Raw genomic sequence first — 25011 nt, forward strand, 5'->3', positions numbered from 1 at the left:
CCCGCTTTCTTTGCCTACTTTCTTTTCGGGGAAAAGAAAGTAGGTCGCTCCGGGGGAGCGAAAGCCTTTGACTTTGATTTTGACGTTCAGCCGTTGACGTTCAGCAGTTGACTTTGACGTTCAGCCGTTGACGTTCAACCCTTGAATTCGATATTAAGTAATTGATTTAAAATAAAAAAATTTCCTCATCGAAGTTAAGCAGACCCGCAGCTAAACCTCCCTCTCCATCAACACCGCATCGTCCCCATAGGCCGCCAGTTTGGCGGACAACGCCGCGCCCGCCGGTGCAATCTGCTGATAGCCCAGCCGGCCCCACCAGCCGGCCGCCGACTGCACCGCGACCAGCCGCGACGAGCGCAATCCGGCGTCGAGCGCCGCCGCCCGCGCTGCCTGCCAGAGCCGCAAGGCCAGGCCTTGCCCCTGCCCGGCGGGCGCCACCGCCATGTCGTGCACGAACCAGGTGAGTTCGCCGCCGTCCCAGTGCCTGGCCAGCAGGCCGTCGAACGGCGGCAGGCTGTCCTGCGGCCACATGTGGGTGAACAGGTAGGCGGCCAGCGCCTCGGGCCGGCCCGCCAGCGCGGCGACCCAGCAGGTGGCGGGCGAGAGCGCCAGCCGGCTGGCCAGCGCCGCGCCGGATTCGTGCAGCGTGCCGCGGTAGCACTGCGCCTGGATGCCGAGCACGGCGGGCAGGTCGGCGGGCGTCATCGGACGGAGGATGGATTCGCGCATGGATTGGCTCATGGCCGGCGATTATAGACGGCGCCCCGGCGCGGGTTTGCGGGGTGCCGCGCATCGGCCCGGCGGCCCGCACAGGGTTGTCCCGGCTATGGTTAACGTGGTCTGTGCGGCTCTGGCCATTGTTCGTAGAATGAACCGCACAATCAGAACAAAGACTGCCTCGCTCATCCCCTTTTCAGCCGACCCATATGTCACCGGCAACGCCCGTGGCTCGGAGGAGTTGATGTCCGAAGTGCGCATGTTTTCGCGGCTTTGGCGAGGTAAGGCGAAGTTGCTTCACCCCGCGGCAGAGCCGTCCCGTTGGTTGCCACCGCCGCGCGCCGGTCGTCGGCCCGGCTCGTTGCCTGCCCCGCGCCGTCTTGCGGCGCGCGCCCTGGCGCTTTGCCTCGGCGGCGTGCTGTCCGCCGCGGGCGGGGCCTGCCTGGCCCGGCCCGCGGCGCCATCGTCTGCCTCGGCCACGACCTCGGCCGCCACTCCGGCCAGCTACGCCCGTCCGATCTCGTTTCCCGCGCGCCCGGTGCGCCTGATCGTGCCGTTCCCGGCCGGCGGCGTGCCGGACGCGGTGGCGCGCATGCTGGCCGAGCGGCTGGCGGCGCGCCTGGGGGTATCGGTGGACGTGGACAACCGTCCCGGCGCGGGCGGCACCACGGCCGGCGACGTGGTGGCCAAGGCCAGCTCGGACGGCCATACGCTGCTGTTCCACCAGGCCACCATGCTGATCCAGCCCGGCCTGGAGCCGGTGCCCTACGACGTGGTGCGGGACTTCACGCCGGTGGCGCGGGTCGCCACCATGCCGCTGTTCCTGGTGATCGACGCGCGCCTGCCGATGCGCACGCCGCAGCAGTGGCTGACCGCGGTCAAGGCCAGCCCGGCTTCGTACAGCTATGGCTCCGGGCAGGCCGGCAGCCCTTCGCACCTGTATGCGGAATACGCGGTGCACGGCGTGCCCAACGGCGTGCCGCTGGTGACGGCCAAGGGGGAGGGCGCGGTGGTGCAGGAGATGCTCGCGGGCCGCATCAGTGCCTGTTTCTGCTCTTATGCTGCGGTGCAGGGCCACGTCCGCAACGGCAACCTGCGGCTGCTGGGCGTAACCGGCACGGCGCGCTCGCCGCTTGCGCCGGCGGTGCCCACGCTGCAGGAGTCGGGGCTGGACGGCTACGGCGCGGGCGCCTGGTTCGGCGTGATCGCGCCGGCCAAGACGCCGCACGCGATCGTCGCGCGGCTGGCCGGCGAGCTCGATGCCGTCATGGGCGAGCGCGAGGTGCGCGACCGCCTGCTGGCGGCGGGGCTGACGCCGCTGCGCGACTCGCCGGAAGCGTTCGCCACCGCGATCCGCTCCGAGTCGATCCAGTGGCAGGTGATCCTGCGGCAGGCGGGCGGGCCGACGGAGCCATAGCCGGATCTGAAATATGTGTTTCGAACGGCACGTCAGCCGCAAAAAGTGATGAAACAATTATTTGCAGCCGATGGATGTGGATTGCGCCACACTGCTCCGGGCATGGCTAGGTACTAGCCCTTATAATGGCGGACTGCCAAAACGGTGCAAACGTGACGGAATCCGCCTCAAACCTCGTCGAGCTCAACGCTGTCGACTTCGCCTACACGGCGGGCGGCAAGCCTATCCTGTCGGGCCTCAGCATGCGCTTCCCGCGCGGCAAGGTGGTCGCCGTCATGGGCGGCTCGGGCTGCGGCAAGACTACCGTGATGCGCCTGATCGGCGGCCAGGTCCGGCCGCAACAGGGCGAAATCCTGTTCAACGGCGCCAACATCCCCGCGCTGGACCGCGACGGCCTGTACGCCGTGCGGCGCCAGATGGGCATGCTGTTCCAGTTCGGCGCGCTGTTCACCGATCTCTCGGTGTTCGACAACGTTGCCTTCCCCTTGCGTGAACATACCGACCTGCCCGAGTCGATGATCCGCGACCTGGTGCTGATGAAGCTCAACGCGGTCGGCCTGCGCGGCGCGCGCGACCTGATGCCCTCGGAGATCTCCGGCGGCATGGCGCGCCGGGTGGCGCTGGCGCGCGCGATCGCGCTGGACCCGGCGCTGCTGATGTACGACGAGCCGTTCGCCGGGCTGGACCCGATCTCGCTGGGCCTGACCGCGCGCCTGATCCGCAGCCTCAACGAGGCGCTCGGCGCCACCACCATCATCGTCTCGCACGACGTCAACGAGACCTTCCAGATCGCCGACTACGTCTATTTCATCGCTGACGGCCGCATCGTCGCCGAGGGCGAGCCCGAGGCGCTGCGCGCCTCGGCCGACCCCTTTGTGCACCAGTTCGTCCATGCCGAGGCCGACGGCCCGGTGCCGTTCCACTATCCTGGGCCGTCGCTGGCCGACGACTTCACCGGCGAGGCCGCCCGATGATGGGATTCTTCACCAATATCGGTGCCGCGGTGCGGCGCTCCGTGAACGGCCTGGGCCACGCCACGCGCATGTTCTTCACGGTGCTGGCGATGTCGCCGGCGCTGCTGCGGCGCTTCCGGCTGGTGAGCGACCAGATCTTCTTCGTCGGCAACCTGTCGCTGGTGATCATCGCCGTATCGGGGCTGTTCGTCGGCTTCGTGCTCGGTTTGCAGGGCTATTACACGCTCAACCGCTACGGCTCGGAGCAGGCGCTCGGCCTGCTGGTGGCGCTGTCGCTGGTGCGCGAGCTGGGGCCGGTCGTGACCGCGCTGCTGTTCGCCGGGCGCGCCGGCACCTCGCTGACCGCCGAAATCGGCTTGATGAAGGCCGGCGAACAACTCACCGCAATGGAGATGATGGCGGTGAACCCGCTGCAGCGCGTGATCGCGCCGCGCTTCTGGGCGGGCGTGGTGGCCATGCCGGTGCTGGCCGCGATCTTCAGCGCGGTCGGCGTCCTCGGCGGCTACGTGGTCGGCGTGCAGATGATCGGCGTGGACGCGGGCGCGTTCTGGTCGCAGATGCAGGGCGGCGTGGACGTGCGCGCCGACGTGCTCAACGGTGTCATCAAGAGCTTTATCTTCGGCGTCGCGGTGACGTTCATCGCCCTGTACCAGGGTTATGAGGCCAAGCCCACGCCCGAAGGCGTATCGCGCGCCACCACGCGGACCGTGGTGATCGCCTCGCTGGCGGTGCTGGCGCTGGATTTCCTGCTGACGGCGCTGATGTTCAGCTGAGCCGGCAGGGCCGTTGTCCCCATCCGGCCCGTTGCCGCGGTGCAGTATTTGAAAAAGAGACGAGAGATGAAAAGAAATACCCTCGATTTCTGGGTTGGCCTGTTCGTGGTGGCGGGCTTCGTCGCGCTGCTGTTCCTGGCCCTGAAGGCCGGCAACATGAGTTCGCTGTCGTTCCAGCAGACCTATGCCGTGCAGGCGCGCTTCGACAACATCGGCGGCCTCAAGCCGCGCGCGCCGGTCAAGAGCGCCGGGGTGGTGGTGGGCCGCGTGGCGGACATCCGCTTCGACGACAAGACCTACCAGGCCACCGTGTCGCTGAACCTGGAGACGCGCTACCAGTTTCCCAAGGACACCTCGGCCAAGATCCTCACCTCGGGCCTGCTCGGCGAGCAGTACATCGGCCTCGAGGCGGGCGGCGACACCGCCATGCTGGCCGACGGCGGGCGCATCACCATGACGCAGTCGGCCGTGGTGCTGGAAAACCTGATCGGGCAGTTCCTCTATAACAAAGCCGCGGACGCGGGTGCCGGCGGCAACAACGCGGGCGGGAGCGCGGCCAGCGCCCCCGCAGGGGGAGTGAAATGATGCGCAAACGGGTCGCCGCGTCATGGCGCGGGGGGCAGAAGTGGCTGGCGGCGGCCGCGGCCGCCTTGTTGATGGCGGGTTGCGCGACGGGGCCCACGGCGAATCCGCAGGACCCGATCGAGCCGTTCAACCGGCAGGTCCAGCGCGTCAACGACGGCGTCGACAAGGTCGTGCTCAAGCCGGTCGCGCAGCTCTATACCGACTACGTGCCCTCGCCGATCCGCACCGCGATCGACAACGCGTTCTCCAACGTCAGCGATGTCTACTCGGCCATCAACAACCTGCTGCAGGGCAAGCCCACGCGCGCGGCGGAAGACACCATGCGCGTGGCGATCAACAGCGTGCTGGGCATCGGCGGCCTGATCGACATCGCCACCCCGGCCGGGCTGCCCAAGTACAAGGAAGACTTCGGCCAGACCCTCGGCGTGTGGGGCGTGCCGGCCGGCCCGTACCTGGTGCTGCCGCTGTTCGGGCCGAGCACGGTGCGCGATACCGCCGGCATGCTGGTGGACCGCCAGATGGACCCGCTGGCGTACGTGGACCCGATCTGGGTCCGCAATACGCTGACCGGGGTGCGCGTCGTCAGCACGCGCGCCTCGCTGCTGAGCGCGTCCAACCTGATCGAGGAAGCCGCGCTGGACAAATACAGCTTCCTGCGCGATGCCTACCTGCAGCGCCGCCAGTACCAGATCTATGATGGCAATCCGCCGCAGAGCGAGGACAACGGCGAGCCGTCCGCGCCGCCGGCCGATGCCCAGCAGGAAAACCAGGCGCTGCCCACGCCGCCGGTGCAGATGCCGCCCGGCATCCGTTTTCCGCGCTGAGCGCGCCCGCCGCGCCGCGCCATGCGTGACGCGGTTGTGAGCGTTGCAACAAAACGTATGGATGTGGCGCCGGAAGCCTCGGCGCCGCGAACTCCCCGGGTGCGCCCGACTCCAACCGGGCGTGACCACCAACCGGCCGGAGGCCGGGATACGCGAGGACGCCGCACCGCGGCATACCCTGCGTCAGATTGACAAGGAAGAAGATGATGATGAAGCGACTGTTGCTGCCTTTTCTTGCCGTGGCTGCCTTTGCCGGCGCCGCCCATGCCCAGGCGCAGGATGCCAGCACGCCCGATGGCCTGGTCAAGGCCGTGGTCGGCGACGTGATGGCCACCGTGCGGGCCGACAAGGACATGCAGGCCGGCAATATCGGCAAGATCTCGGCGCTGGTCGAGCAGAAGATCCTGCCCAACGCGGACTTCCAGCGCACCACCCAGATCGCGATGGGCCGCAACTGGTCCAAGGCCTCGCCGGAACAGCAGAAGCAGATCACCGACGAATTCAAGACCCTGCTGATCCGCACCTATTCGGGCGCGATCGCGCAGATCCGCGACCAGCAGGTGCAGTTCCGCCCGTACCGCGGCGCGCCGGACGACACCGACGCCACCATCCGCACCCAGGTCATCAACAAGGGCGACCCGATCCAGCTGGACTACCGCCTCGAGAAGACCCCGCAGGGCTGGAAGGTCTATGACATCAACGTGCTGGGCGCCTGGCTGACCGAGGCTTACAAGGGCAGCTTCAACACCATCGTCGGCCAGCAGGGCGTGGAAGGCGTGGTCAAGACGCTGCAGGACCGCAACCGCCAGCTCGCCAACGCCAAGAACTGAGGCATGCCGCGCCGGTTGCGGCGCAGCATGCGCGGCCGAAGTGTTCTACAATGGGCGCACCCGGCCCGACTGGCGGGTGCGCCGTTCAGTTCCTGAAGTCCCTTATCCGCAAAGCCCTGGCTCCCTTCGATGCTCTCGCTCGACACTTCGCTGACCAACCGCAACGCCGCCGCCGTGCTGCGTGACGGGCTGGCTCGCCTGGCCCAGGGCGAAGACCGGGTGGACTGCAGCGCGCTGGCCCAGGTGGATTCCGCCGCGGTCGCCGTGCTGCTGGCCTGGCAGCGCGATGCCGCCGGCCGCGGGCAGGTCCTGTCCTTCGTCGGTGTGCCGGCGCAACTGGCCCAGCTGGCCACGCTGTACGGCGTCGACTCCCTGCTCCAACTGGTACCTGCCCTGGCGCCCGCCGCGGACGCCGGCGCGCCGTCCGACGCTTCTCACCGGGCCTCCCACCGACATTGAACCGGCATCCGTGGCAGGCCGCCGTGCTGGCGCCTGCTACCGCGATGCCCGGGCGATGGCACGCGCCACGCCTCGCGCACACAGCGGGACTGCTCCCGCATCCCCTATAATTCCGGGTTGTTCGACCGTTCCGGCACAAAAAGGCACGGACCAGACGCAAGACCCGGTTGAAGCACCCAAGGCGGTCCCCGCCATTTCAAGGAGGCCGGCGCGCGAGCCCGCAGCCCGCAGCGCCTGCCAAACAGTATCCGGCCATGAAAGCCATCGAACTCACCGATGTTCGCAAGCGCTACCGCAACCTGCAGGCGCTCAAGGGCGTCAGCTTCACCGTCGAGCGCGGCGAATTCTTCGGCCTGCTCGGCCCCAACGGTGCCGGCAAGACCACGCTGATCTCCATTCTCGCGGGCCTGAACCGCGCCGATTCCGGCAGCGTGCGCGTGCTCGGCCACGATGTCGTGTCCGATTACCGGCTGGCGCGCCGCATGCTGGGCGTGGTGCCGCAGGAGCTGGTCTTCGATCCGTTCTTCACCGTGCGCGAGACGCTGCGCCTGCAGTCGGGCTACTTCGGCCTGACCCGCAACGACGACTGGATCGACGAGATCATGGCCAACCTCGATCTCACCAACAAGGCCGACAGCAACATGCGCCAGCTCTCCGGCGGCATGAAGCGCCGCGTGCTGGTGGCGCAGGCGCTGGTGCACCGCCCGCCCGTGATCGTGCTCGACGAGCCGACCGCCGGCGTGGACGTGGAGCTGCGCCAGACGCTGTGGAAGTTCATCTCGCGCCTGAACCGCGAAGGCCACACCATCATCCTCACCACGCACTACCTGGAAGAGGCCGAGGCGCTGTGCGACCGCATCGCCATGCTCAAGTTCGGCGAGGTGGTGGCGCTGGACCGCACCAGCAACCTGCTGAGCCAGTTCGCCGGCCTGCAGCTTGCGCTGACATTTTCGCGTGGTACCTTGCCGCCCGCGCTGGAGCCGCTGCGCATGCCCGCCAACCCGGGCGAGCGCGCGGTGCGCCTGCGCCTGTCCGGCTACCCGGCGGTCGAGCCGATCCTGGCCGCCTGCCGCGAAGCCGGCTGCGAGATCGAGGACATGGAAATCAACAAGGCGGACCTGGAGGACGTGTTCGTGCAGATCATGCGCCGCGAAGGCCATATGCCCGGCGCGCTGCCGGATACGGCGGTGGAGGCCGCAGCATGAAGATGCCGACCGAATTCGACCGCGCGACGGACGTCCCGGACGCTCTCAACGCGCACCTGGCGCCGATGGCGGTGGGCGGCCTGGTGGGCTTCCGCACGCTGCTCTACAAGGAAGTGCTGCGTTTCTGGAAGGTCAGCTTCCAGACCGTGGCCGCGCCCGTGCTCACGGCGATCCTCTACCTGCTGATCTTCGGCCACGTGCTCGAAGACCGCGTGAAGGTGTACGACCAGATCAGCTACACCGCCTTCCTGGTGCCCGGCCTGGTGATGATGAGCGTGCTGCAGAATGCGTTCGCCAACAGCTCGTCGTCGCTGATCCAGTCCAAGATCACCGGCAACCTGGTGTTCATCATGCTGCCGCCGTTGTCGCACTGGGAGATGTTCGGCGCCTACGTGGTGGCCTCCGTGGTGCGCGGGCTGGCCGTGGGCCTGGGCGTGCTGCTGGTGACCGCGTGGTTCGCGCACCTGCATTTCGCCTACATCGGCTGGATCCTGGCGTTCGCGCTGCTGGGCGCGACCATCCTCGGCACGCTGGGGCTGATCGCCGGCATCTGGGCGGAGAAGTTCGACCAGCTCGCCGCGTTCCAGAATTTCCTGATCATGCCGGCCACGTTCCTGTCCGGCGTGTTCTACTCGATCCACTCGCTGCCCCCGTTCTGGCAGGCGGTGTCGCACGCCAACCCGTTCTTCTACATGATCGACGGCTTCCGCTACGGCTTCTTCGGCGTCTCCGACGTGGCGCCGGCCTACAGCCTGGCGGTGGTGGGCACGGCCTTCGTGGTGCTCGCGGCCGTCGCGCTGCGCATGCTCAAGAGCGGCTACAAGCTGCGCCACTGAACGCCGCCCGCCGACGCCAACCCGACGCCAATCCGCCGCCAATCCGCCGCCACCGGCCCGCACGCGAACCAACGCCAATACTCATCATGCTGCCTACACCGCAACAAGTCAGGGACTACATCGCCCAGGGCCTGCCCTGCGAACACCTCGAAGTGGAGGGCGACGGCCAGCACTTCTTCGCCACCATCGTGAGCGCCCAGTTCGACGGCAAGCGCCTGATCCAGCGCCACCAGCAGGTCTACGCCGCGCTGGGCGAGCGCATGCGCGCCGAGATCCACGCGCTGTCGATGAAGACGCTGACGCCGGCCGAATGGCAGGCGCAGGCCAAGTAAGCCACAGCAAGCCACGCCGCTCGGAACATCAAGCTGGCCGCCCGACAGGCCGGACGTGACAAACAGGGCCGCCCGGCGCGGCCCGCGGGTACCAGACACCGCGGACGGGCGCGCCGATGCGCCGGCCGCGGAATGTGACGAACGATGCCGGGCGCGCACCATGCGCACCGGCCGGAAAAGACAGAAGATGGACAAACTCGAGATCCAGGGCAATGGCCCGCTGCGCGGCGAGATCCGCGTCTCGGGCGCCAAGAATGCCGCGCTGCCGATCCTGTGCGCGGGGCTGCTGGCGGCCGATACCGTATCGCTCGACAACGTGCCCAACCTGCAGGACGTCAGCACCACGCTCAAGCTGCTGCGCCAGATGGGCATGCAGGCCGTGCAGGACGGCGCGCGCGTCACGCTCGACGGCACCGGCGTCAACCTGCCCGAGGCGCCCTACGAACTGGTGAAGACCATGCGCGCCTCGATCCTGGTGCTCGGCCCGCTGGTGGCGCGCTTCGGCGAGGCGCGCGTGTCGCTGCCCGGCGGCTGCGCCATCGGCGCGCGCCCGGTCGACCAGCACATCAAGGGCCTGCAGGCGATGGGCGCCGAGATCGCCATCGAGCACGGCTTCATCCACGCCCGCGCCAGGCGCCTGAAGGGCACGCGCGTGGTGACGGACATGATCACCGTGACCGGCACCGAGAACCTGCTGATGGCCGCCACGCTGGCCGAGGGCGAGACCGTGCTGGAGAACGCCGCGCGCGAGCCGGAAGTGACCGACCTGGCCAACCTGCTGGTCAAGATGGGCGCGCGCATCGACGGCATCGGCACCGACCGCCTGGTGGTGCAGGGCGTGGCGCGCCTGCACGGCGCCAGCCACACCGTGATCGGCGACCGCATCGAGGCCGGCACCTTCCTGTGCGCGGCCGCGGCCACGCTGGGCGACGTGGTGCTGCGCGGCATCCCGCCGGGCATCCTGGACGCGGTGCTCGACAAGCTGCGCGAGACCGGCGCGGCGATCGAGACCGGCGAGGACTGGATCCGCCTGAGCATGGCCCGCCGCCCGCAGCCGGTCGGCTTCCGTACCTCGGAATACCCCGCTTTCCCCACCGACATGCAGGCGCAGTTCATGGCGCTCGACAGCATCGCCGGCGGCGTGGCGCGCATCACCGAGACCATTTTCGAGAACCGCTTCATGCACGTGCAGGAGCTCAACCGGCTCGGCGCGGACATCGCGGTCGAAGGCAACACCGCGGTCGTGACCGGCGTGCCCCGGCTGTCGGGCGCCAGGGTGATGGCCACCGACCTGCGCGCCTCGGCCAGCCTGGTGATCGCCGGCCTGGTGGCCGAGGGCGAGACTGTGATCGACCGCATCTATCACCTCGACCGCGGCTACGACCGCATGGAAGACAAGCTGTCGGCCGTCGGCGCGAAGATCCGCCGCATCGCCTGAGCGAGACGACAGCAGACAGAACAAGGACGCAGATGAGCCCCTCCCCGAACCAGTTGACGCTGGCCCTTTCCAAGGGCCGGATCTTCACCGAAACCATGCCGCTGCTCGAGGCGGCCGGCATCCACGTGACCGAGGATCCCGAAACCTCGCGCAAGCTGATCCTGCCCACCTCCGACCCGGACGTGCGCGTCATCATCGTGCGCGCCTCGGACGTGCCGACCTACGTACAGTACGGCGCGGCCGACTTCGGCGTGGCGGGCAAGGACGTGCTGATGGAGCACGGCATGGCCGGGCTCTACGCGCCGATCGACCTGAACATCGCCCGCTGCCGCATGTCGGTGGCGACCTCGGCCGGCTTCGACTACGCCAGCGCCGTGCGCCAGGGCGCGCGCCTGGCGGTGGCCACCAAGTATGTGCAGACCGCGCGCGAGCACTTCGCCAAGAAGGGCGTGCACGTGGACCTGATCAAGCTGTATGGCTCGATGGAACTCGGGCCGCTGGTGGGGCTGGCCGACGCCATCGTCGACCTGGTCAGCACCGGCGGGACCTTGCGCGCCAACAACCTGGTCGAAGTGGAGGAGATCGCGCAGATCTCGTCGCGCCTGGTGGTCAACCAGGCTGCCCTCAAGCTCAAGCGAGAGCGGCTGGCCCCGATTCTCGAGGCGTTCGAACGCGCTTCGGCCGCGCTGGCCTGAAGCCGTGCGCGATGAAGAGGGTGCGATGGAGACGGACAAGGGCATGGACCCGGAGACTGGAGTCATGAACGAATACGCTATGGAAAATCTCGCAATCCGCCGGCTGGATTCGACCGAACCGGATTTCGCGGCCGCGCTGCGCCACGTGCTGGCCTTCGAGGCCGGCGAGGATGAGGCCATCGACCGCGCCGCGGCGCAGATCCTGGCCGACGTGAAGGCCCGCGGCGACGCCGCGGTGCTGGAATACACCGAGCGCTTCGACCGCGTGAAGGCCGGCTCGATGGCCGCGCTGGAACTGTCGCAGGCCGAGCTCGAAGCCGCGCTCGAGGAGCTCGAGCCCAAGCGCCGCGCGGCGCTGGAGGCGGCCGCGGCGCGCGTGCGCGCCTACCACGAGAAGCAGAAGATCGAGTGCGGCAGCCACAGTTGGGAGTACACCGAGTCCGACGGCACCGTGCTGGGCCAGAAGGTGACGCCGCTGGACCGCGTCGGCATCTACGTGCCGGGCGGCAAGGCCGCCTATCCGTCCTCGGTGCTGATGAACGCGATTCCGGCGCGCGTGGCCGGCGTCAAGGAAGTCATCATGGTCGTGCCCACGCCGGGCGGCGTGCGCAACGAGCTGGTGCTGGCCGCGGCGCAGATCGCCGGCGTGGACCGGGTGTTTACCATCGGCGGCGCGCAGGCGGTGGGGGCGCTGGCCTACGGCACCGCCACGCTGCCGCAGGTCGACAAGATCGTCGGCCCCGGCAACGCCTACGTGGCCGCGGCCAAGCGCCGCGTGTTCGGCACGGTGGGCATCGACATGATCGCCGGGCCGTCCGAGATTCTCGTCATCTGCGACGGCACCACCGACCCCGACTGGGTGGCGATGGACCTGTTCTCGCAGGCCGAGCATGACGAGCTGGCGCAGTCGATCCTGCTGTGCCCGGACTCCAACTACCTCGCGGAAGTGGAGCAGAGCATACATCGCCAAATCAAGGCCATGCCGCGCCGCGACGTGATCCGCGCCTCGCTGTCCGGCCGCGGCGCGCTGGTGCGCGTGCGCGACATGGACGAGGCCTGCGAGATCGCCAACGCGATCGCGCCCGAGCACCTGGAGATTTCCGCCGAGAACCCGCGCCACTGGGCCGAGAAGATCCGCCACGCCGGCGCGATCTTCCTGGGCCGCTACACCAGCGAGTCGCTGGGCGACTACTGCGCCGGCCCCAACCACGTGCTGCCCACCTCGCGCACCGCGCGCTTCTCGTCGCCGCTGGGCGTGTACGACTTCCAGAAGCGCTCGAGCCTGATCGAGGTGAGCGAGCAGGGCGCGCAGATGCTCGGCCAGATCGCCGCCGAGCTGGCCTACGGCGAGGGCCTGCAGGCCCACGCGCGCAGCGCGGAGTACCGCCTGCGGCGCAATTGAGGCAACCACCGGTTTCACCACCACCCAGACCATCCAAGAGGTAACGTCAATGTCAGCAGTCCAGCCTTCCCTGATCGAACGCATCATCCGTGACGACGTGCGCGCCATGGGCGCCTATCATGTGGCGGAGTCGCACGGTCTGGTGAAGCTGGACGCGATGGAGAACCCCTACCGCCTGCCCGACGCGCTGCGCGACCAGCTCGCCGCGCGCCTGGCCGAGGTGGCGCTCAACCGCTACCCGGTGCCCAGCAGCGAAGCGCTGCGCGCGCGCCTGAAGACGGTGATGCAGGTGCCGGCGGGCATGGACGTGCTGCTCGGCAACGGCTCCGACGAGCTCATCAGCATCCTGGCGCTGGCCGTGGCCAGGCCCGGCGCCAAGGTGCTGGCCCCGGTGCCGGGCTTCGTCATGTACGCCATCTCGGCGCAGTTCGCCGGCGTGGGGTTCGTCGGCGTGCCGCTCAAGGCGGATTTCACGCTCGACCGCGCCGCCATGCTCGCGGCGATGGCCGAGCACCAGCCCGCCGTGGTCTATCTGGCCTACCCGAACAATCCGACCGGCAACGCGTTCGACGCGGCCGACATGGAAGCCATCGTGCGCGCGGCGCAGGGCGAGGTCAGCCACAGCCTGGTGGTGGTGGACGAGGCCTACCAGCCGTTCGCGCACGACACCTGGATGCCGCGCCTGGCCGAGTTCGGCAACCTGCTGGTGATGCGCACGGTGTCCAAGCTGGGGCTGGCCGGCATCCGCCTGGGCTACCTCGCCGGCGCGCCCGAGTGGCTGTCGCAGCTCGACAAGGTGCGCCCGCCGTACAACGTCAACGTGCTGACCGAGGCCACCGCGCTGTTCGTGCTCGAACACGTCGACGTGCTCGACCAGCAGGCCGCGCTGCTGCGCGCCGAGCGCACCGCCGTGGCGGCGGCGCTGGTGGCCATGCCGGGGGTGACGGTATTCCCCAGCGACGCCAATTTCCTGCTGGCGCGCGTGCCCGACGCCGCGCGCGTGTTCGACGGCGTGCTCGCGCGCAAGGTCTTGATCAAGAACGTGAGTAAAATGCACCCGTTGCTGGCCAATTGTCTGCGCGTTACGGTCAGCACTCCCGAAGAGAACGCGCAATTTCTCGCCGCCTTCGCCGCGGCGTTGCAGGATTAACACCATGCGTGTTGCAGAGGTCACCCGCAATACATCGGAGACGCAGATCCGCGTTTCCCTGAATCTCGACGGCACCGGCCGCCAGAAGCTGGCGTCGGGCGTGCCGTTCCTCGACCATATGCTGGACCAGATCGCCCGCCACGGCATGTTCGACCTCGAGGTCGAAGCCACCGGCGACACGCACATCGACGACCACCACACGGTGGAGGACATCGGCATCGCCTTCGGCCAGGCCGTTGCCAAGGCCATCGGCGACAAGAAGGGCATCACCCGCTACGGCCACAGCTACGTGCCGCTGGACGAATGCCTGTCGCGCGTCGTCATCGATTTCTCCGGCCGGCCCGGCCTGGAATTCCACGTGCCGTTCACGCGCGCGCGCGTCGGCAGCTTCGACGTGGACCTCACCATCGAGTTCTTCCGCGGCTTCGTCAACCATGCCGCGGTCACGCTGCATGTCGACAACCTGCGCGGCATCAATGCCCACCACCAGTGCGAGACCGTGTTCAAGGCCTTCGGCCGCGCGCTGCGCATGGCGGTGGAGATGGACCCGCGCGCGGGCAACACGATTCCCTCGACCAAGGGCACCCTGGTAGGCTGAGTCGCGCCGGCGCGCGGCGACCCGCGCGGCCGGCCAGGCGCCTGCGGCAACCTCCGATCAACGCGGTACCGATGCAGACCCGACGCGGGACCCGCGCGCAGCCGTGCCACGGCGCGCGCGGGCGCCGCGCCAGACCAACCGACCAGGCCCGACCCGATGGATACGCTCAAGTCGTTCATCTCGCTGCTGGCGCTGATCAATCCGATCGGGGCGATCCCGTTCTTCATCAGCCTGACCACCCAGCAGACCGAGGAGGAAAAGCTGCGCACCATCCGGATCGCGTCGGTCTCGGTGGCGATCGTGGTCGGCATCTCGGCCTTGCTCGGCCAGCAGATCATCGAGTTCTTCAATATCTCGGTGGCCTCGCTGCAGGTGGGCGGGGGCCTCATCATGATCATGATGGCCATGAACATGCTGAACGCCCAGACCAGCCGCACCCGGGCCACGCCGGAGGAGGAGGACGAGGCCGAAGCCAAGGCCAGCGTCGCGGTGGTGCCGCTGGCGCTGCCGCTGCTGACCGGGCCCGGCTCGATCAGCACGGTGATCGTCTATGCCGGCAAGACGCAGCACTGGTACCAGTTGCTGATCCTGGTCGGGATCGGGGTGGTGCTTGGCGCAGTGGTATATATGACGTTCCGCGCCGCTGACCCGATCGCCCGCGTGATCGGGCGCACCGGCATCAATATCGGCACGCGGCTGATGGGGCTGATCCTGTCGGCGCTGGCCGTAGAATTCATTGTGGACGGGCTGAAGACATTGTTGCCTGTTTTGAAATCATGACTACCATAGCAATTGTGGATTACGGCATGGGCAACCTGCGCTCCGTGGCGCAGGCACTGCGTGCCGCGGCGCCGGAGGCGGATGTTCAGGTGGTGGACCGCCCCGAGGCGATCCGCGCGGCGGACCGCGTGGTGCTGCCGGGCCAGGGCGCGATGCCGGACTGCATGGCGGCGCTCGGCGCGTCGGGCCTGCAGGAGGCCGTGATCGAGGCCGCCGCCAGCAAGCCGCTGCTCGGCGTGTGCGTTGGCGAACAGATGCTGTTCGACCTGAGCAAGGAAAGCAGGATCGCGGGCGGCAGCACGCCGTGCCTGGGCCTGCTGCCGGGCGAGGTCATCCGCTTCGAGCTCGACGGGCTGACCCAGCCGGACGGCTCGCGCTACAAGGTGCCGCAGATGGGCTGGAACCGCGTGAGGCAGGTCCGCAGCCATCCGCTGTGGGCAGGCATTCCCGACAATAGCTGGTTCTATTTCGTGCACAGCTACTTCGTGCATGCGCAGGATCCGGCGCATATTGCCGGCGAGACCGACTATGGCGTCGTATTTACGAGCGCGGTGGCGCGCGATAATATTTTTGCCACGCAGTTCCACCCGGAGAAGAGCGCCGCCATGGGCTTGCAGATCTACCGGAACTTCGTGCACTGGCATCCCTGACCCTGAGGTAACGGCTTTACCGGGACCGGGCCGGACGGCCATGCTGGCCTAGGCTCATCTTTCTTCTCTTTCAATCAAACACGCTCTTCACGCTTATGTTGCTCATTCCGGCCATCGACCTGAAGGACGGTCAATGTGTACGCCTCAAACAAGGCGACATGGACCAGGCCACCGTCTTTTCCGAAGATCCCGCCGCCATGGCACGTCACTGGGTGGAACAGGGCGCGCGGCGCCTGCACCTGGTCGACCTCAATGGGGCGTTCGTGGGCAAGCCCCGCAATGAGGCCGCCATCAAGGCCATCATCGCCGAGGTCGGCGACGAGATCCCCGTGCAGCTCGGCGGCGGCATCCGCGACCTCAACACCATCGAGCGCTGGCTCGACGGCGGCCTGTCCTACGTGATCATCGGCACGGCCGCGGTCAAGAACCCGGGTTTCCTCAAGGACGCGTGCTCGGCGTTCGGCGGCCACATCATCGTCGGCCTCGACGCCCGCGAGGGCAAGGTCGCCACCGACGGCTGGAGCAAGCTGACCGGCCACGAGGTCGCCGACCTCGCGCGCAAGTACGAAGACTACGGCGTCGAAGCCATCATCTACACCGACATCGGCCGCGACGGCATGCTGCAAGGCATCAACATCGATGCCACCGTCAAGCTGGCGCAGTCCGCGGCCATTCCCGTGATCGCCAGCGGCGGGCTGTCGAACCTGGCCGACATCGAACGCCTGTGCGGCGTGCAGAAGGATGGCGTCGAAGGCGTCATCTGCGGCCGCGCCATCTACTCCGGCGACCTGAACTTCGCCGAAGCCCAGACGCTGGCCGACAAGCTCGGCGCCGAGCAGTAAGACCCCGCGCGTTGCCGCGCGACAGTTGCAGCCGCCGGCGCCCGCGAGAGCCAGGCGCCGGCGGCGGGCAAGGAACCTCATGCTAGCCAAACGTATCATCCCCTGCCTCGACGTGACCAACGGGCGGGTGGTCAAGGGTGTCAACTTCGTCGAATTGCGCGACGCGGGGGACCCGGTCGAGATCGCCCGCCGCTACGACGAGCAGGGCGCCGATGAAATCACTTTCCTGGACATCACCGCGACCAGCGATGGCCGCGACCTGATCCTGCACATCATCGAGGCGGTTGCCTCGCAGGTCTTCATCCCGCTCACGGTGGGCGGCGGCGTGCGCGCCGTGGAAGACGTGCGGCGCCTGCTCAATGCCGGCGCGGACAAGATCAGCGTCAACTCCTCGGCCATCGCCAACCCGCAGCTGGTGTCCGATGCCACCGCGCGCTACGGTTCGCAGTGCATCGTGGTGGCGATCGACGCCAAGCGCAGCTCCGCGCCGGGCGAGCCGGCGCGCTGGGAAGTCTTCACCCACGGCGGGCGCAAGGCGACCGGGCTCGACGCGGTCGAATGGGCGCGCGAGATGACCGCGCGCGGCGCCGGCGAACTGCTTCTCACCAGCATGGACCGCGACGGCACCCGCAGCGGCTTCGACCTCGAGCTCACGCGCGCGGTCAGCGACGCGGTATCGGTGCCGGTGATCGCCTCGGGCGGCGTGGGCGGGCTGCAGGACCTGGCCGACGGCATCAAGCTCGGCCGCGCCGACGCGGTGCTGGCCGCCAGCATCTTCCACTACGGCGAGCACACCGTGGGCGAGGCGAAGGCATTCATGGCCCGCGAGGGCATCCCGGTGCGGATCTGAACTCTGGAACACGGCGAACCGACATGGCAAAGAAGTGGCTCAACAAGGTGAAGTGGGACGACAACGGCCTGGTGCCGGTGATCGTCCAGGAAGTCGGCTCGAACGACGTACTCATGTTTGCGTTCATGAACCGCGAAGCGCTCCAGCGCACCGCGGAGATCGGCGAGGCCGTGTTCTGGTCGCGCTCGCGCAAGCGCCTGTGGCACAAGGGCGAGGAATCCGGCCACGTGCAGAAGGTGCATGAGATGCGCCTGGACTGCGACGAGGACGTGGTGCTGCTCAAGGTCACGCAGGACGGCGGCATCGCCTGCCACACCGGGCGGCACTCCTGCTTCTTCCAGAAATTCGAGGGCGACGCCGAGAACGGCGACTGGCAGACCGTGGAGCCGGTGCTCAAGGACCCGTCCACCATCTACGCGGCCAAGCCATGAGCCAGGGCGACATGCAAGACGAAACCCGGACAAGCAGCGCCGACGTGCTGGCCCGCCTGGCCGCGGTGCTGGAATCGCGCAAGCCCGAGAACGGCGGCGATCCCGACAAATCCTACGTGGCGCGCCTGTTCCACAAGGGCGACGACGCCATCCTGAAGAAGATCGGCGAGGAAGCCACCGAGACCGTGATGGCCGCCAAGGATGCGCGCGCCGCCGGGCTCGGCGCGGAAGCCGTCGGCAAGGTGGTCTACGAGGTGGCCGATCTCTGGTTCCACAGCATGGTGCTGCTGGCCCGCTTCGGCCTGGAACCGGCCGACGTGGTCAACGAGCTGGCCCGCCGCGAGGGCCTGTCCGGCCTCGAGGAAAAGGCGCGGCGCGGGCCCGGCGCCTGACGGTTTGCCGCGGGCGCCGGTGATCCGGCATCCGCGGCGGGCCACAACCAGGAGGAGCATGACGAGATGGGAGAGGTGATCACCGCCGACGGCGACCGGCTCGCCGGCCTGCGCAAGCTCACGCATATCCTGTATGCGCTGTACGCCATTTTCTGGCTGACCGGTGGCGTTACCGCACTGATCGCCATCATCGTCGGCTACGTCAAGCGCGACGACACGCAAGGCACGCTCTACGCCTCGCATTTCGCCTGGCAGATCCGCTCCTTCTGGTGGTCGGTGGGCTGGGCGGTCCTCGGCGGCGTGCTGTTCGCCACCGTGATCCTGATTCCGCTGGCCTTTGCCCTGTGGAGCGTCTTGTCCTTGTGGATGCTGTATCGTATCGTCAAGGGCTGGCTCTACCTGAACGACGGCAAGCCGATGTATCCGGGCCAGGCGTTCTGAAAAGCCGCTCCGGTGCCGGCCGGGAGGGGCGGCCGGGAAGGGCGCCTCGCGGCGGCGGTCCGGCTCAATTTGCGGCGCAATGAAATTTTCATGAATCCACAGCAAAATTGCATCTTCTGCCGGATCGTGGCGGGCGAGCTTGCGTCGAACAAGGTCTACGAAGACGACGACATGCTGGCTTTCCATGATATTCACCCGAAAGCCCCGGTACACTTCCTGCTCATTCCCAAGGCGCACGTCGATTCGCTGGCCGATTGCGGACCCGGCGACGGCGCCGTGCTTGCTAAAATGATGTTGAAGGTGCCTGAGCTGGCGCGTGCGGCAGGCTGTGGGAACGGTTTCCGGACGGTGATCAATACCGGCCCGGATGGCGGACAGGAGGTTTACCACCTCCATCTGCATGTGCTCGGCGGTCCGCGCAACCAGTGGAAGGTGGCGCTGCCCTGAACGCGGTGCCCGGCGCTGGCCGGCCGGCCCCGGCCAGGCCGGCAGCCAACCCATGCAGGACCGCGGGCCGGCTGGCCCACGGTCAGACGCCGTGCCGGCAACCGTCGCCCGGCATGGCATTCAATGACGGAACAACGAGCCGGGGTGGCAAGGTGCCGCCCCCGGCTTCATCAGGAGCAGAAAATGGGTTCGTTTAGCATTTGGCACTGGCTCATCGTGCTGGTGATCGTCATGCTGGTCTTTGGCACCAAGAAGCTGCGCAACATCGGCCAGGACCTGGGCGGCGCGGTCAAGGGCTTCAAGGACGGCATGAAGGACGCCAACGGCGAGGACGCCGCGGCGACCGCGCCGGCCAAGGAGCTGCGCGACAGCACCACGATCGACGTCGAAGCCAAGGAAAAGTCGCGCCAGCAGTAAGCGCGACACGATCCTTGCCGGCTTTCCCGATGTTCCTTCTCCCGCCAGCCATGCCCTGCGTGCCGGCCCCGCCGCGGCAGGCTTGCCCGCGTGGGGCCCCGCGTGCCGCGGTGGCTGGCGGCGGCCCCTTCTTCCCGACGCTCGCATGATCGATCTCGGCATTTCCAAGCTTGCACTGATCGGCGCCGTGGCGCTGGTGGTGATCGGTCCCGAGCGGCTGCCGAAGGTGGCGCGCACGGTCGGCGCGCTGGTTGGCCGCGCGCAACGCTATATCAATGACGTCAAGGCGGAAGTCAGCCGCGAGGTCGAGCTCGACGAACTGCGCAAGATGCGCACGGAGTTCGAGGATGCCGCGCGCGACGTGGAGCGCACCGTCCACAAGGAGGTGCACGAGCACGCGCAGTCCTTCAGCGACGCGCTGTCCGGCAACGATGCCGGCGCCGCGGCGCCGGGGCCGGCCGCCGACAGCGGCCACGTGCCCTCGTGGGACACGGCGCACAAGCTCCACAACGGCCGCAAGAGCTGGCGCGTCAAGCAGGGCGCGCAGCCGCTGTGGTACAAGCGCCAGCACAATGTCCGCGTGTGGGCGCAGTCGGGCGCCGCGCGCGTCAAGCGCCACCGTCCCGCCACCGGTCCCGCACGCTCTTTCTTCGATTGAGCATGACGGGGTTTGCCATCACGCCGGTACCCGGCCGGCTGTCGCTGTCGTGCGCTCCGACCAGCGCACCGTGCCGCCGTCCCGTGTCCGGTTCCGCCACCGATTTCTCCATGCCAGCCCGCCCGGCTGAGCGGTCCACGCCATGAGCGACTCCCGTTCCCAAGATCCCCACGACCCGCAGGACGAAGGCCAGCAGGAAACCTTCATCTCTCACCTGGTGGAGCTGCGCTCGCGTATCGTCAAGGCTGCCTCGGGCGTGATCCTGGTGTTCGTCAGCCTGATCTACTGGGCGCCCAACATCTTCAACCTGTTCGCCCGGCCGCTGATGGAGAACCTGCCCAAGGGCGGCAAGATGATCGTCACCGACGTGACCGGCTCGTTCTTCGTGCCGATGAAGGTCACGCTGCTGGTGGCCTTCCTGATCGCGCTGCCCTGGGTGCTGTACCAGGTCTGGCAGTTCGTCGCGCCCGGTCTCTACCAGCATGAGAAACGGCTGATTGTGCCGCTGGTCAGCAGCAGCTACGTGCTGTTCATCTGCGGCGTGGCCTTCGCCTACTTCCTGGTGTTCCCCACGGTGTTCCATTTCATGGCGCACTACAACGCGCCGCTCGGGGCCGAGATGTCGACCGACATCGACAAATACCTGAGCTTCGCCATGACCATGTTCCTGGCGTTCGGCATCACGTTCGAAGTCCCCGTGGTGGTGATCGTGCTGGTGCGCTTCGGCGTGGTCGAGCTGGACAAGCTCAAGCAGATCCGGCCCTACGTGATCGTCGGCGCCTTCGTGATCGCGGCCGTGGTGACGCCGCCGGACGTGCTGTCGCAACTGCTGCTGGCGGTGCCGCTGGTGGCGCTGTACGAGCTCGGCCTGATCATGGCGCGCTTCACCGCCAAGCCCGTCGCGGCGAACCCCGCGGGCAGCGAAGCGCAGCCGGACTGACCGTTGCGCCGCCGCAGCGCAGCAAAGCTGCGGCGGGATACTTTTGCACCAAGTTGGGGAATATGCCTCTGCGTGCTGTTGCGACATCACAACAAAATCCCCCGCCATCCACGGTTTACGACGAAAAAGCCTTCTGGCGGCTGGGGGGGCTGACCCATAATACGCAGCAGACGTGAGGTAAATGCGTCGCCCAAGCACTTGGGCAAGCCAAGATTTCCCAATCAGTTGACAAGGAAAGTGTCGATATGAAGATGAAACTGTTTGCAGCCGCTGTCGCTGCCCTGGCCGCCGGCGGTGCGTATGCCCAGTCGAGCGTGACCCTGTACGGCGTGGCCGACGCTGGTATTGAATACACCAACCACGCTACCGTGGGTAAGACCGGCAACAACAACGCCTTCCGCCTGACCTCGGGCAACCAGTCCGGTTCGCGTTGGGGCCTGCGTGGCATCGAAGATCTGGGTGGCGGTCTGAAGGGCATCTTCGTCCTGGAAAGCGGCTTCAGCATCGATACCGGCACGTCGGGCCAAGGCAGCCGCCTGTTCGGCCGTCAAGCCTTCGTCGGTCTGCAAAGCCAGTACGGTCAGCTGACCTTGGGTCGTCATCAGACCCCGTTCTACGACTTCGGCCTGATCTATGATCCGATGGCCATTTCGACCCGTTACAGCATCGGTGCACAAGACAACTACATCGGCGCTTCGCGTGCCGACAACAGCGTCAAGTACATCGGCACGTTCTCGGGCCTGACGGTGCAAGCTCTGTACTCGTTCCAACGTGACGGCCAGGAAGTTCCGGGCGTGTTCACGGCTGGCCGCGAGTACGCGTTCATGGCTAGCTACGCTGCTGGTCCGTTCTCGGTTGGTGCTGCATACGACGAATCGAACGGCACCAACGGTACGACCACTCCGACGACCAACGCCCAGATGATCCGTCGTGCTACCGTTGCCGGTACGTACGCGATCGGACCGGCAAAGGTCTACGCCGGCTACCGTTACGCTCACTCGTTCAACGGCGCAACGCTGCCGGGCGCAATCGTTGCCAACACGGCTACGGCTCTGAGCAACAGCGTTTCGAACCTGTACTGGCTCGGCGTTGGTTACCAGCTGACCCCGGCGTTCTCGCTGACGGGCGCGGCTTACTACCAAGACTTCAAGAGCACCAGCGCAGATCCGTGGAACTTCGTTGCTACGGCTGACTACGCTCTGTCGAAGCGCACCGACCTGTACACCTCGCTGTCGTACGTCAAGAACAAGAGCAACTCGGCTCTGGGCGTGAACGGCTTCAACGGTGTTGGCACCGACAGCGCTGTTGTGACCCCGGGTCAGAACCAGTTCGGCGCTACCGTTGGTATCCGCCACAAGTTCTAATTTAACGCGGGCGTAAGCTCGCTTTAGATTGGCTTGATGCAAAACGCCGGCATCCGCAAGGATGCCGGCGTTTTGTCGTTCTGGCAGTCCATGTGCTGCATTTGCCCACATTCGCCGTGGCGTGTACCCACGCCCGCTGTGGCATGCTGGTGGCTTGTGTCGGCTGTCCGGTGTGATGCCAGTCTCCGGCAGACCGGCTGACAATGTCGGCCGCCTGCCATCTGCATTGCACGGTGCGGCTAGCGCCTATCTATCGTGCATCCGGCCCGCTTGCCCACCGCGCCACGAATGGACGCCGTCAGTTGCGGGCGTGGCAGGTCGTCGCGTGACCACATCGGCATGGGCATGCCGGACCATGCGCATGGCGATTCCGCGAGCGCAGCACTGGGTACGCGCCGGCGGCCCTGACGAACCTCGTTCGCGGTGCCGCGACGCACTGCGCGCGGCATCAGGAAGCCGCCATCGGAAACAAAAAACCCCGCCACAAGGGCGGGGTTCATCGGGCAAGGCCCGCATCCGGCGGGGCGGCGCCGGCGCACAAGGTCGTAAGCGTTGGTGTCGCGCGCGGACCTGTTATTCCTCTTCGTCCAGCGGCAGCGCACGGCGTGGCGGCGGCGGGCGCTTGCCGATCATCACCGTCAGCTCCGCCGGCTTGCCACGGCGCACCACCTTCATCTTCGCTTCCGCGCCGGGTTTGAGCTGCGCAATCGCGTTGAGCAGCGCCGTGGTGTCGGAAATGGCCTGCCCGTCGACCGAGACCAGCACGTCGCCCGGCTTCACGCCGGCCTTGTCCGCAGGGCCGCCCTGGACCACGGCGGCGATCAGCGCGCCTTCCTTGGCCTCCAGGCCGAACGACTCGGCGATCTCCGGCGTCATGTCCTGCGGCTCCACGCCGATCCAGCCGCGCGTCACGCTGCCGGTGGAGATGATCGACTCCATCACCTGCTTGGCGGTCGACACCGGAATGGCGAAGCCGATGCCCAGCGAGCCGCCCGAGCGCGAATAGATGGCCGTGTTGATGCCCAGCAGGTTGCCCTGCGCATCGACCAGCGCGCCGCCCGAATTGCCCGGGTTGATGGCCGCGTCGGTCTGGATGAAGTTCTCGAAGGTGTTGATGCCCAGGTGGCTGCGGCCGAGCGCCGACACGATGCCCATCGTCACGGTCTGGCCGACGCCGAACGGGTTGCCGATCGCCAGCACCACGTCGCCCACCTTGACGTTCTCGATGCGGCCCAGCGTGATCGCGGGCAGGTCCTTCAGCGTGATCTTGAGGACGGCGAGGTCGGTCTCCGGGTCCGAGCCCACCACCTTGGCGTTCGCCTTGCGCCCGTCGGTCAGCGCGACCTCGATCTCGTCGGCGCCGTCCACCACGTGGTGGTTGGTTAGAATGTAACCTTCCGCGCTGACAATCACGCCCGAGCCCAGGCTGGACACCGGTTCCTGGCGCTCCGGCAGGCGGTCGCCGAAGAAGAAGCGGAACCACGGATCTTCCGCCTGCGGGTTGTTGGGCGTGCGCTTGGGGCCGTTCTTGCTGGTGAAGATGTTCACCACTGCCGGCATCGCCTGCTGGGCCGCGTCACTGTAGGAGCCCTGCGCCGAAGAGCCCGCCACGCTGGGGACGACTTCCTTCAGCGCGACGATGGGCGATCCGGACTGCACGGCCACCCGGCCGCGCTGCAGCCATTCCGGTTTGAGCGTGGCCACGACGAACCACACTGCCAGCACGACGGTGACAGCCTGGGCAAAGAACAGCCAGAAACGGCGCAACATATTTGAGTTTGGGCAAAAAATGAAAACAAAAGATCTTGAATTGTACTTGAACGACCTGCTCCAGGTGCCTCGATACAAAGACTATTGCCCGAACGGATGGCAAGTGCAAGGCCGTCCGGAGGTCGAAAATATCGTCACCGGGGTGACGGCGAGCCTCGCCCTGGTCGATGCCGCCATCGAGGCGGGCGCCGATGCCATTTTGGTTCACCACGGATATTTCTGGAAAAACGAAGACGCGCGGGTAATCGGACAAAAACACGCCCGCCTGAAACGCCTGCTTGGCGCGGATGTGAACCTGCTGGCTTATCACCTGCCGCTCGATAATCACCCGGAATTCGGCAATAACGCCCAGCTGGGGCAGCAATTGGGATTTACACCCACCGGCCGATTTGGCGACGACCAGCTCGGCTGGACCGGCACCCTGCCGCAGCCCATGCCGCTCGCGGCGCTGGCCGCGCACGTCGGCGGCGTGCTCGCGCGCGAGCCGCTGGCCATCGGCGACCCGGCACAGATGATCCGCACCGTGGGCTGGTGCACCGGCGGTGCCCAGGGCTACTTCGACGGCGCCGTGGCCGCCGGCGTGGACTGCTACCTGAGCGGCGAGATTTCCGAGCAGACCACGCACCTCGCGCGCGAGAGCGGCGTCGCCTACCTCGCCGCCGGACACCACGCCACCGAGCGCTATGGCATCCGCTCGCTCGGCGAGCATCTCGCGCAGCAGTTCGGCCTGCGCCACACCTTCATCGACATTCCGAATCCGGTCTGACCGCGCCGGGAGCCGCCCTGGGAGCCGC

At 67.4% G+C, this 25011-nt stretch carries 30 protein-coding genes; 28 read left to right on the forward strand and 2 right to left on the reverse strand.

The genetic code is table 11. The features are described from left to right. Nucleotides 1-210: 210 nt before the first annotated feature. A complete protein-coding gene (locus AC3WXD_RS27335; protein WP_492325045.1) occupies nucleotides 211-729 on the reverse strand; it encodes a GNAT family N-acetyltransferase in 519 nt (172 codons plus the stop codon). 232 nt (nucleotides 730-961) lie between these two features. Here AC3WXD_RS27335 and AC3WXD_RS27340 point away from each other — a divergent pair, with 232 nt between their 5' ends. The 27 genes from AC3WXD_RS27340 to AC3WXD_RS27470 all read left to right on the forward strand — a co-directional run bounded on the left by AC3WXD_RS27340 (nucleotide 962) and on the right by AC3WXD_RS27470 (nucleotide 22447). Beyond that, nucleotides 962-2134, forward strand: coding sequence for a Bug family tripartite tricarboxylate transporter substrate binding protein (locus AC3WXD_RS27340; protein ID WP_492325046.1), 1173 nt, complete (start codon nucleotides 962-964; stop codon nucleotides 2132-2134). A gap of 152 nt (nucleotides 2135-2286) precedes the next feature. After that, on the forward strand, nucleotides 2287-3108 hold the full coding sequence (locus tag AC3WXD_RS27345; protein ID WP_059415979.1) for an ABC transporter ATP-binding protein: 822 nt from the start codon (nucleotides 2287-2289) through the stop codon (nucleotides 3106-3108). Next, nucleotides 3105-3881, forward strand: a complete 777-nt coding sequence (gene mlaE / locus AC3WXD_RS27350) for a lipid asymmetry maintenance ABC transporter permease subunit MlaE (protein WP_492325047.1) — start codon at nucleotides 3105-3107, stop codon at nucleotides 3879-3881. The genes AC3WXD_RS27345 and mlaE overlap by 4 nt, the downstream gene beginning before the upstream one ends. A gap of 66 nt (nucleotides 3882-3947) precedes the next feature. Further along, complete coding sequence (mlaD, locus tag AC3WXD_RS27355) at nucleotides 3948-4466, forward strand: outer membrane lipid asymmetry maintenance protein MlaD (RefSeq protein ID WP_020202056.1); 519 nt, start codon at nucleotides 3948-3950, stop codon at nucleotides 4464-4466. Then, entirely contained in the window at nucleotides 4466-5290 is an 825-nt protein-coding gene (locus tag AC3WXD_RS27360; RefSeq protein ID WP_492325099.1) for an MlaA family lipoprotein, read from the forward strand. Before mlaD ends, AC3WXD_RS27360 begins: the two co-directional genes overlap by 1 nt. Before the next feature lie 206 nt (nucleotides 5291-5496). Continuing rightward, nucleotides 5497-6120, forward strand: a complete 624-nt coding sequence (locus tag AC3WXD_RS27365) for an MlaC/ttg2D family ABC transporter substrate-binding protein (RefSeq protein ID WP_029043394.1) — start codon at nucleotides 5497-5499, stop codon at nucleotides 6118-6120. 129 nt (nucleotides 6121-6249) lie between these two features. Next, on the forward strand, nucleotides 6250-6579 hold the full coding sequence (locus tag AC3WXD_RS27370) for an STAS domain-containing protein (protein WP_492325048.1): 330 nt from the start codon (nucleotides 6250-6252) through the stop codon (nucleotides 6577-6579). Between the two features lie 254 nt (nucleotides 6580-6833). Then, a complete protein-coding gene (locus AC3WXD_RS27375) occupies nucleotides 6834-7784 on the forward strand; it encodes an ABC transporter ATP-binding protein (RefSeq protein ID WP_020202052.1) in 951 nt (316 codons plus the stop codon). 65 nt (nucleotides 7785-7849) lie between these two features. Continuing rightward, nucleotides 7850-8620: an ABC transporter permease gene (locus AC3WXD_RS27380; protein WP_492325100.1), complete on the forward strand. Its 771-nt coding sequence runs from the start codon at nucleotides 7850-7852 to the stop codon at nucleotides 8618-8620. An 86-nt stretch (nucleotides 8621-8706) separates the two neighbouring features. After that, the gene (locus AC3WXD_RS27385; RefSeq protein ID WP_020202050.1) at nucleotides 8707-8952 is read left to right on the forward strand and encodes a BolA family protein; all 246 of its coding nucleotides are present in this window, start codon (nucleotides 8707-8709) and stop codon (nucleotides 8950-8952) included. A gap of 187 nt (nucleotides 8953-9139) precedes the next feature. Further along, on the forward strand, nucleotides 9140-10390 hold the full coding sequence (gene murA / locus AC3WXD_RS27390; protein WP_020202049.1) for a UDP-N-acetylglucosamine 1-carboxyvinyltransferase: 1251 nt from the start codon (nucleotides 9140-9142) through the stop codon (nucleotides 10388-10390). A 32-nt stretch (nucleotides 10391-10422) separates the two neighbouring features. Beyond that, nucleotides 10423-11085 (forward strand): ATP phosphoribosyltransferase, encoded by a 663-nt coding sequence (gene hisG, locus AC3WXD_RS27395; RefSeq protein WP_029043393.1) that lies wholly within the window; start codon nucleotides 10423-10425, stop codon nucleotides 11083-11085. 64 nt (nucleotides 11086-11149) lie between these two features. Continuing rightward, entirely contained in the window at nucleotides 11150-12487 is a 1338-nt protein-coding gene (gene hisD, locus AC3WXD_RS27400) for a histidinol dehydrogenase (protein WP_020202047.1), read from the forward strand. Between the two features lie 49 nt (nucleotides 12488-12536). Continuing rightward, entirely contained in the window at nucleotides 12537-13637 is a 1101-nt protein-coding gene (hisC, locus tag AC3WXD_RS27405) for a histidinol-phosphate transaminase (protein WP_492325049.1), read from the forward strand. A gap of 4 nt (nucleotides 13638-13641) precedes the next feature. Then, a complete protein-coding gene (gene hisB / locus AC3WXD_RS27410) occupies nucleotides 13642-14235 on the forward strand; it encodes an imidazoleglycerol-phosphate dehydratase HisB (protein WP_020202045.1) in 594 nt (197 codons plus the stop codon). Nucleotides 14236-14391: 156 nt separating this feature from the next. After that, nucleotides 14392-15015 (forward strand): MarC family protein, encoded by a 624-nt coding sequence (locus AC3WXD_RS27415; protein WP_020202044.1) that lies wholly within the window; start codon nucleotides 14392-14394, stop codon nucleotides 15013-15015. Further along, nucleotides 15012-15665 carry an imidazole glycerol phosphate synthase subunit HisH gene (gene hisH, locus AC3WXD_RS27420; RefSeq protein ID WP_043365917.1) on the forward strand — a complete coding sequence of 218 codons (654 nt, stop codon included), beginning with the start codon at nucleotides 15012-15014 and terminating at the stop codon, nucleotides 15663-15665. Before AC3WXD_RS27415 ends, hisH begins: the two co-directional genes overlap by 4 nt. Before the next feature lie 95 nt (nucleotides 15666-15760). Continuing rightward, nucleotides 15761-16507 (forward strand): 1-(5-phosphoribosyl)-5-[(5-phosphoribosylamino)methylideneamino]imidazole-4-carboxamide isomerase, encoded by a 747-nt coding sequence (gene hisA, locus AC3WXD_RS27425; protein ID WP_029043391.1) that lies wholly within the window; start codon nucleotides 15761-15763, stop codon nucleotides 16505-16507. A 79-nt stretch (nucleotides 16508-16586) separates the two neighbouring features. Further along, the gene (gene hisF, locus AC3WXD_RS27430; protein WP_020202041.1) at nucleotides 16587-17357 is read left to right on the forward strand and encodes an imidazole glycerol phosphate synthase subunit HisF; all 771 of its coding nucleotides are present in this window, start codon (nucleotides 16587-16589) and stop codon (nucleotides 17355-17357) included. 23 nt (nucleotides 17358-17380) lie between these two features. Further along, entirely contained in the window at nucleotides 17381-17788 is a 408-nt protein-coding gene (gene hisI, locus AC3WXD_RS27435; RefSeq protein ID WP_020202040.1) for a phosphoribosyl-AMP cyclohydrolase, read from the forward strand. A gap of 11 nt (nucleotides 17789-17799) precedes the next feature. Beyond that, nucleotides 17800-18180 carry a phosphoribosyl-ATP diphosphatase gene (locus AC3WXD_RS27440; protein ID WP_020202039.1) on the forward strand — a complete coding sequence of 127 codons (381 nt, stop codon included), beginning with the start codon at nucleotides 17800-17802 and terminating at the stop codon, nucleotides 18178-18180. 66 nt (nucleotides 18181-18246) lie between these two features. Beyond that, nucleotides 18247-18621 carry a DUF4870 family protein gene (locus AC3WXD_RS27445; RefSeq protein WP_059415973.1) on the forward strand — a complete coding sequence of 125 codons (375 nt, stop codon included), beginning with the start codon at nucleotides 18247-18249 and terminating at the stop codon, nucleotides 18619-18621. Nucleotides 18622-18711: 90 nt separating this feature from the next. Beyond that, on the forward strand, nucleotides 18712-19068 hold the full coding sequence (locus AC3WXD_RS27450) for a histidine triad nucleotide-binding protein (protein ID WP_020202037.1): 357 nt from the start codon (nucleotides 18712-18714) through the stop codon (nucleotides 19066-19068). A 183-nt stretch (nucleotides 19069-19251) separates the two neighbouring features. Next, a complete protein-coding gene (gene tatA, locus AC3WXD_RS27455; protein WP_020202036.1) occupies nucleotides 19252-19485 on the forward strand; it encodes a Sec-independent protein translocase subunit TatA in 234 nt (77 codons plus the stop codon). A 145-nt stretch (nucleotides 19486-19630) separates the two neighbouring features. Further along, the gene (tatB, locus tag AC3WXD_RS27460; protein WP_059415972.1) at nucleotides 19631-20143 is read left to right on the forward strand and encodes a Sec-independent protein translocase protein TatB; all 513 of its coding nucleotides are present in this window, start codon (nucleotides 19631-19633) and stop codon (nucleotides 20141-20143) included. 142 nt (nucleotides 20144-20285) lie between these two features. Further along, nucleotides 20286-21083, forward strand: coding sequence for a twin-arginine translocase subunit TatC (gene tatC / locus AC3WXD_RS27465; RefSeq protein ID WP_020202034.1), 798 nt, complete (start codon nucleotides 20286-20288; stop codon nucleotides 21081-21083). A gap of 245 nt (nucleotides 21084-21328) precedes the next feature. Beyond that, nucleotides 21329-22447 (forward strand): porin, encoded by a 1119-nt coding sequence (locus AC3WXD_RS27470; protein WP_059415970.1) that lies wholly within the window; start codon nucleotides 21329-21331, stop codon nucleotides 22445-22447. Nucleotides 22448-23020: 573 nt separating this feature from the next. Here AC3WXD_RS27470 and AC3WXD_RS27475 read toward each other — a convergent pair. Then, entirely contained in the window at nucleotides 23021-24217 is a 1197-nt protein-coding gene (locus AC3WXD_RS27475) for a Do family serine endopeptidase (RefSeq protein WP_020202032.1), read from the reverse strand. Nucleotides 24218-24236: 19 nt separating this feature from the next. Between AC3WXD_RS27475 and AC3WXD_RS27480 the strand changes: the two genes are divergently transcribed. After that, the gene (locus tag AC3WXD_RS27480) at nucleotides 24237-24983 is read left to right on the forward strand and encodes a Nif3-like dinuclear metal center hexameric protein (protein ID WP_059415968.1); all 747 of its coding nucleotides are present in this window, start codon (nucleotides 24237-24239) and stop codon (nucleotides 24981-24983) included. Nucleotides 24984-25011: the final 28 nt, after the last annotated feature.

It is taken from the genome of Cupriavidus sp. FW216-B1, assembly GCF_058789195.1.